This window comes from Oleiphilus sp. HI0123 (genome assembly GCF_001635315.1).
Genome location: NZ_LWGE01000506.1, coordinates 1 through 8,755, shown reverse-complemented (window position 1 = coordinate 8,755; position 8,755 = coordinate 1). Strand labels below are relative to the sequence as shown.

Sequence of the window (8,755 nt, the reverse complement as noted above, 5' to 3'; positions counted from 1 at the left end):
CATCACCATAAAAGACAACTGCATGGTAGTCACTGCCACCGTTATCAAGTAGCCAAAGGCCGATATTCTCTCCAGCCGGAGCACCGCCCGTTCCGCCACCATTACCCGGTAAGATGACAGCCGCTTTCAGATCCTCAAAAGCTACATTATTGAACATCAGTTCCTTATCACCGGCGCCCTGTAGCTGTACTCCTCCTCGGCGCACAATCGGCCCTGCCGTTTCGGAATTATCAACAAAGATAAACTGGTGACGCTCTTCACTATCCAAATCAACGAGCTTCGCTACCAATTCAGGCACCTCGAAAGAAATAACTTGATGTGAATCGATGGTTGTCGAGCTTATCGCCAGTTCAGCTATATGGAATACATCTGAAGAGTGGTCATAAACTTTCACAAAACCAATCCCTGCATTTTGATCACCGTCCAAACCACTGCCGTCACCTGAAGTCGACTCAAGATAAGCACGAATATGGAATGATCCACCATGATCATAACCATGACCAATATACAGCCCCCGATCAGACACTTCTTGCGTCACTGGCTGAGCAAGTAGCTCTGCCGCGGTCGAAAATACATCAGCAAAAGACGTCGCTGGAATTGGATCATGAATACCATCCTCATCAGGGTCTTCAGCGACAAAGCCTATTGGCACCACATTGTCGCAATCAAGGTTTGAAGCAAACCAAGGTGACCAGTCTGCATCACACTCGAAAATATACGAAGTGTTAACAGCGCTGAGCTCTGCAACAAAGATCTCTGCGCCATCACTAAAGACGGCATCCGCATCGAAAGCTTCATCACCAAAGGCTAAGTGAACTGGCAAACCAGAGACATCAAAGGCGGACAAATCTACATCCGTCGCGACAACATCGTTGGGATCACCATCAAAGCTTGCTGCAACTCTCGCGGTCTCACCAAGCGTTTCTGATCCATCGGCACCGTAACCGACAATGATAAACAGGTCATCAAGTCTTTCAATGCCATTGGCTGTCAGTACCGACATTTCTCCTGCACCGATATCTTCTGAGCTACGATCAACCCACATGCCAGTTTCAGGGTCTAACTCAAATAGCGTCTCAAGCTCACCACTTATTGTTCCGTATTCAAACTCAAGTTGAGTATTGCCCGCAGCATCGTGGTCATAGTCTATTTCAAACCATGTTGCCCCCGTAGAATCAATATCGCTTTCGGTAATGGCAACGGGTGCCGAGCCTGTATAAGTGCCGTTAGAAGAACAGGTTAAGGTTTCACTTTCATTTTGCTCTGAATCCGTAAAACTCCCACCAGCTATACCCGTACCATCATAGTTACCTGATAGTACAAAGCTTCGACCCGGTTCGTTATTAAGCTCTTCTACAGAGAAATCGCCATTAGTATCGATCGTACCAATCGACATCCAGCCGTCTTCGCCGTCACCTCCATTGAGAATAACCTGGTTTCCTTCCTGCTGTACTCGAACCAAAGCAAAACCTGATAACTCATCTTCCGCAACACATTGATCACCAGAGTCATTTAGCATCTCGTTATCTGGGTTAGTTCCGTCAACACTCCAGGCAAGTAGGTACTCACCAGACATATTAGGAACACCCGAGCCATCGCATGTGGTATCAGCTGTATATGGACAAGCATCGGCGTTATCACCGATACCATCGCCATCGGTATCAAACTGCTCTGTCGCATCATCAACAAACGCATCTTCCTGATCGACAATACCATCACCGTCAGCATCTTCGACTGTAGTACCACCAGTCCCACCATTATTCATTGCCATCAAGAAGGATTCAGCTGATAGTTGCCCATCAAAGAACCATTCCGTGTCATCAGAACAAGGTACAGACCCCCAACATACCAGTAGCGCACCATTTTCATCATCGACCCCAAAGGCGTGAATATATTCTGTTTCTGTGCCTCCATTGAGTGATAAAACCAAGTCCCCGGCTTCTATACTCCAGTCACCTGAATAGTGTGATTCTCCGCGCGACAAGGCATTGTCATCTAGCTCAGCACTAAACGAGCCATCAGAATTAAAGGTCATGGACTCCATAATGTAGTAAGGGTCGCCACCATCATCTGGCGCATCGTCGAAGTAAACATTAAAGCGAGTTTGGTCAGAAAGTTCTTCTACCGTAAACATATGACCAGAGGTGTCTCCCCCATCACAGGCATCACCTATTCCATTATGGTCGCTATCTTGCTGATCACTGTTTGCATCAGTCGGACAGTTATCAATATCATCCGGTATACCGTCTGAGTCACTGTCAGTCGCATCTTCACTCACTGCATACAGCATGCTAGCAATGTAGTCATTAGCTTCACCATCATGGAAGAACTTGGTAGAAATATGAGGGAAGCCATCAGACAAGATGCCTAGCTTACGAGAGAATACTCCTGAAGCACTTGTCGCCGTAAAGCGAACAAAGCCAGAATCTATCGACCAGGTAGTCGTGTATTCAGTTCCAGTGTGATGGTCTTCGAAGCTGCCGGTTCCACCGCTATCAAAAGCAACCGTATCTTGCTCGCTGTACCAAACGGTATCGTTCACTTCTTCTGTCGTTAGCAGCTTATCCAGGCCGCCACAGTCCTCGACAGCTTGGTCGTAGTCCGCTTCAACCGCGCCACTTTCGACATCCCCTGTGGTACAGGCTTCTGGGCCGCTAGTTCCCATATCACGCATCCACTGTGCAGGGCCGTCATATTCAATACTGGAATCATTACCTTCATCGATTACCGCACGAATACTCCCATAGTCCACAGACCCGGAAGTCAGCGTATATTCATCCCAGTCATGAGAACCGGTAGCAGTAGTAATTTCCAAGACTAAGGTTTCACCATCGATTAACCAGGTAAACTCTTCTCCCTCTGCAGGACCGTCTTCAAAGAAAACTGTCCCCGTACCATCATCTCGTATTTTGTAGAAAGCCTGGCTCTCAGGCTCGGTGTCACCTTCTGGGAAGGTGATTGCAAAGTGACCAACCACATTCTCAGCTGTGAATACACCGTCTTCAGAACCACTGCCACTACAGGCATCTCCAACACCATCGCCACCCGTATCTGCCTGGTCGGGGTTTGGCACATCGATACAGTTATCTTCACTGTCTACAACTCCATCGTGGTCTGAGTCTGGCTCTGGAGGAATATAGCTAAAGTTACCCTGAACCTCCTCAATCGCCGGACCATTCAAGCCACTATCATAATGGTGCTTACCTGCTTCGCGGAAATGCCCAGTACGAACATAGAGCTGACTGTCGGATGAGTCTTCGATCATTGAAGCAATCACAGCATCAGGCATTTCATCACCAAACTCTTTACCAAGCTCTGTAGGTAAAGCGAAAGAAATCACCAAGTTCGTATCATCACCTAATGGGTCCTCTATCGTCCAACTTGAAGAGTGATCGAGTGCTTCAAGCGACTCGCTATCCCAGTCATAGATATAGAAGCTGACATCACCACTTGTACCCTCATCACCACTTGTGTCGGCACCCGTTAGGTAGGCAAAAACTTCACCTTCATCAGAGTAACCCGCTGGCATACCCTGCCATTTCTCTGTCATTGAAGAGTCTGCTTCATAAATAATGTCACCTAACGAATCGGCTAACACAGGGCTACCCGTACCGTCATCTGTTTCCATTGCATTATGACAAGCCATCGTTGGTGCGGTACCGTCTGCCGGACCATCATCAGGTGCTCCCCCGCAGCGAACTTCATAAACATCCAACTGCGACACAGCATGTATCCCCAAAGCCAAGACCTCACTACCTGCAAAGACTTCTTCAGGCGCTGTTAGGCCTTCTTCACTCCACTCACGAGGGATCAAACCAAACATTGGCTCTTCCGTAACATTCGCAGAGAATGGCGTTACTTGCCAGTTCGCTAAAATGTTATCGCTTGCATCCTTTGCAACCACATTAGCTGTAACACCTGGCGTACCCTCAACCAACATTTTGTCTGATACTTCAACCCAACCATTGGCTCCGAGCATGAAACTTGAGTCTTCCTCAGTTTCCTCTACCCACATCGGTGCACCGGTGCTGGTGTCGTATCGATAACGACGCTCTTCAGTGTCATCAATCACACCATAGAAGAAGTCGAAGACCGGCTGATTGGCTGAGTCCTGATAATGCTCGTCGCCTTCCATCCAAACAAAGCCTACATTAGTTCCGGTTTCACCATCGAAGATAGTACTTGCAGACACTTCATCCATCGGCGTAAAGGTTTCTGTTGCATTGTAGGCACAGGTCGCAACAATCTGGCCGTCTGCACTTGCAAAGGTGAAGCTCTCTTCAACGGTGGCAACAATGACACCTGACTCTGCATCCAACTGACCATCAACATCCAACTCAGTTTGCATGGAACCATGCTCGCCGCTGTACTCATCGCTGAATGAAGCACTAATGCGTCCTGATGGATCGATCATCAACTCACCACCTTCATCATGCCCTTCATCACCAAAGCTAACCCTTAGAACAGAACCTTCTTGTCTCCATAGAGACACTCGAGTCATTTCATCATTTACATCGAAAGGACAAATGCCATCTTCAGTGCCTGACTCATCAGTTTCAGTTTCAGAGTTAACAATGCGTTCATTCAAGTAGAACAAAGCTACTGAAGGCACATCACACGCGTCACCAACACCATTTTCATCGCTATCTGCCTGTCCAACATTACTATCGAGTGGACAGTTATCGACATCGTCAGCAATCGTGTCGCCATCATCATCGGTGTCACAAGCGTTACCCAAGCCATCAGAGTCTGTGTCTTTCTGCTCTTCATTAGCGATTAGCGGGCAGTTATCATCTCCATCGTGACTACCATCGTCGTCACTATCCGCTAACAGTGGGTCCGTACCTTGAGCCGCTTCATTCTCATCGGATACGCCATCGTTATCATCATCTAAGTCACAAGCATTACCCTGACCATCCTGATCAGTATTCTCCTGGTTCGCGTTAACGATTAATGGGCAATTATCGACTAGATTTTCAACGCCATCACCATCAGAGTCCGGATCACACACATCACCAATCTGATCCCCATCTAGATCAAGTTGGTCAGCATTCTCCTTAACCGGGCAGTTATCACTAGCATCTTCAATCGAATCGTTGTCATCATCGTTATCACAGGCATCGCCTTGTGCATCATGATCAGCGTTCTCCTGAACTGGGTTTGCCACCGCAGGGCAGTTATCTACCGTATCTGGAATACCGTCCTGATCTTCATCAGCAGTACAAACATCACCCACTCCATCTTCATTGGCATCAGCTTGATCATCATTCGGAACCGTTGGGCAATTATCCGCATCATCATCAACAGCGTCATTGTCATCGTTCAAATCACAAGCATCACCTTCAGCATCATCATCTGAGTTACGCTGATCAGCATTAGCAATTGCTGGGCAGTTATCGACACCGTCATTGCTACCATCATCATCAGAATCGGCATCGGTAGGTGAAGTACCCTGAGCTTCTTCCATGGTGTTCAATACACCGTCACCATCACTATCAATGTCGCAGGCATCACCTTGGCCATTGCCATCGGCATCTTCCTGGCCTGCATTAGCAATCAGCGGGCAATTATCATCACCATCATTTTCGCCATCGTCATCTGTATCAGCATCAGTCGGGTCGGTGCCTTTTGCATTTTCCTCCGCGTCGCTTAGACCATCATTATCATCATCATGGTCACAAGCATCACCACCATCTGATTCAGAATCAGAGTTTTCCTGATTACTGTTAGCGTCAATTGGACAGTTATCGAAGGCGTCTTCTACACCGTCACCATCATCATCACTATCACAAACATCACCAAACTCATCGCCGTCTGCATTCAGCTGTCCAGGGTTCATATCGACAGGGCAGTTGTCCTGCTCATTGCCTACTCCATCATTGTCGGTATCGGCATCACAAGCATCACCAAATCCATCTTGGTCAGCATTGTTCTGGTCTTCATTTGCAACCGTTGGGCAGTTATCAGATTTGTCACCTAAGCCATCACCATCACTGTCTGATTGCTCATTTGGATCGTTATCGAAGTCATCAGCATCATCTGGCGCACCATCATTGTCATCGTCATGGTCACAAGCATCGCCTTGCGCATCGCCATCAAAATTTTCCTGACCCGCGTTGGCATCATTTGGACAATTATCAATGCCGTTTGCTACGCCATCGTCGTCATCATCACCCTGAGAGTCTTCCTGACGCGTCTCGTCTGTTGGGAAGGCATCATTCTTATCATCAACGCCGTCATCATCTGAGTCGCTGTCCTTAGGATCAGAACCCGCAGCCTCTTCTGCCTGGTCACTCACGCCATCATTATCATCGTCGCCATCACAAGCATCTCCGCGAGCATCGCCATCGAAGTTTTCCTGGCCTGGGTTAGCATCGGCAGGGCAGTTATCTAACTGATCGGCGAAACCATCCTGATCGCTATCAGCTTCACAAGCATTACCTAAGCCATTGCCATCAGTGTCTTCCTGATCCGAGTTAGCGGTCGAAGGACAGTTATCGACACCGTTCTTGATATCATCGCCATCACGATCATCATCACAGGCATCACCAAAGTCATCACCGTCTAGGTTATCGCTCTGGCCATTCCTATTCGGTACTGTTGGGCAATTATCTGCGCTATCTTCGACTGTATCGTTATCATCATCACTATCACAGGCGTCACCTTGGCCGTCACCATCTGAGTCACGCTGATCACTGTTACTATTCACTGGGCAATTATCACGGCCATCACCTACGCCATCTTCATCACCATCGCGGCTAGTCGGTGCAGCGTCGTTTATATCTAGTACACCATCGTTATCATCATCCGTATCGGCTGTATCACCAATACCATCGCCATCGGAGTCACGAGTCTCTAAAGCATTTTGGGGGAATGGGTCTGAGGCATCAGGTGTACCATCACCATCATCATCAGTGTCTGCATTGTTACCTGTGCCATCACCGTCTGTGTCTAATTGCTCAGAAGCAAGTAAAGAGAAGGCATCAGCATCATCTTCTACACCATCATTATCATCATCAGTATCAGTGTTGTTACCAATGCCATCACCATCTGTATCCGTATCTTCATTAGGGTTCAGTGGGAAACGATCTTCAGAGTCTGGCGTACCATCACCATCATCATCGGTATCAGTGATATTTGGCTCACCGTCGCCGTCTGTATCAGTACTTGCCAAGGCATCTAGAGGTGAAGCATCATCACTGTCGGCAACACCGTCACCATCATCGTCATCATCGGTGTTGTTACCAATACCATCACCATCGGTATCGGTGTCTTCACTAGAGTTTAGAGGGAAGGCATCTTCGGAATCAGGTGTACCGTCTCCATCATCATCGCTGTCTGCATTGTCACCGGTACCATCGCCATCGGTATCGACAATTTCATTCGGGTCAGTCGGGAAATCATCCAGATCATCGGCAACACCATCATTATCGTCATCAGTATCTTCTGAGTTACCTACACCGTCATTGTCAGTATCTTCTGTTTCTGTTTCATCTGAAGGGAAGGCGTCAAGATCATTGTTAACGCCATCACCATCGCGATCCAGGTCACAAGGATCACCGCGACCATCATCATCCAGGTCACTCTGTACAGGGTTGTAATGAACTGGGCAATTATCTATCGCATTATCAATACCGTCTTGGTCTGAATCGAACTGTACCGTTGGGTCAGTTGGACCTTGGTCGACGTTATCGAGCACGCCATCACCATCGGTATCACGCTCTAGCGGGTTGGTGCCATCTTGCTCTTCCTGAAGATCAGGTACGGAATCACCATCGTCGTCTTCATCTGTATTATTACCAATACCATCACCATCGGTATCAACACTTTCAAATGGGTTACGTGGGAACTTATCCTCATCGTTCGGCACCTGGTCACCGTCGATATCAGTATCAGCATTATCGCCTGTGCCATCGCCATCTTGGTCTTTTTGTTCTGTAGGGTCTGTTGGGAAGGCATCTTCAGTATCGATCACACCATCATTATCATCATCAGGGTCATCATTTCTGCCACCAGAATCAGCCATGCCATCGCCATCGGTATCAACAAAATCGATACCTGGAATGCTGGCATTGGTATCATCAGGGTCCTGATTGGCAGACCAGTTATCGTTATCCTTATCAGACTTATTCTGACGTTCAGAATCTAAAGGAAAGTCATCGGCAATATCTTCAGTACCATCGCCGTCATCATCAGTATCGGCATTGTTACCGATTCCATCTTCATCTGTATCGGTTTGTTCGCTTGCGTCTAGAGGGAAGTCATCGTCTTCATCTTTAACGCCGTCGTTATCGTCGTCGTTGTCGGCATTGTTACCTGTGCCATCACCATCGGTGTCAGTTGTCTCACTCGCATCTTCAGGAAAAGCGTCCTGATCATTTGGAACGCCATCATCATCCAGGTCTGGGTCAGTTTCAGCGGGCTTGAGTACAACTTCTTCTTCAGTATTTATTTCAGTATTAACGCCTTCATTACCCAGGTCTTCTTTTTCATCGTTAATCACTTGTTTCATTTCACCAACTGTACGACCTTGAGGGTCGTTCGGAATCGGTAAGGAAGCAGGGTCTTGCTCTAAAAGTTGAAGTGCGGCACTAGCTGTATCTTCAGCAGCATCATCTTCAGCACCGCCAAAAATATCACTCGATTCTGAGCCACCTTCTTCATTGTCGACTTTACCGTCGATCTGGCCATCGGCTAAATCTTGTGTGAGTGCACTTAATACAGCATTAGGGTCTTCAGTACCAACAGCCTCGTC

Annotated in this window: 1 protein-coding gene; it reads right to left on the bottom strand. The window is 47.7% G+C overall.

Annotated features, from left to right (window positions below; translation table 11 throughout):
- On the bottom strand, positions 1–8,755 hold an 8,755-nt coding region (locus A3761_RS26110; RefSeq protein ID WP_068749915.1), incomplete at both ends, for a thrombospondin type 3 repeat-containing protein.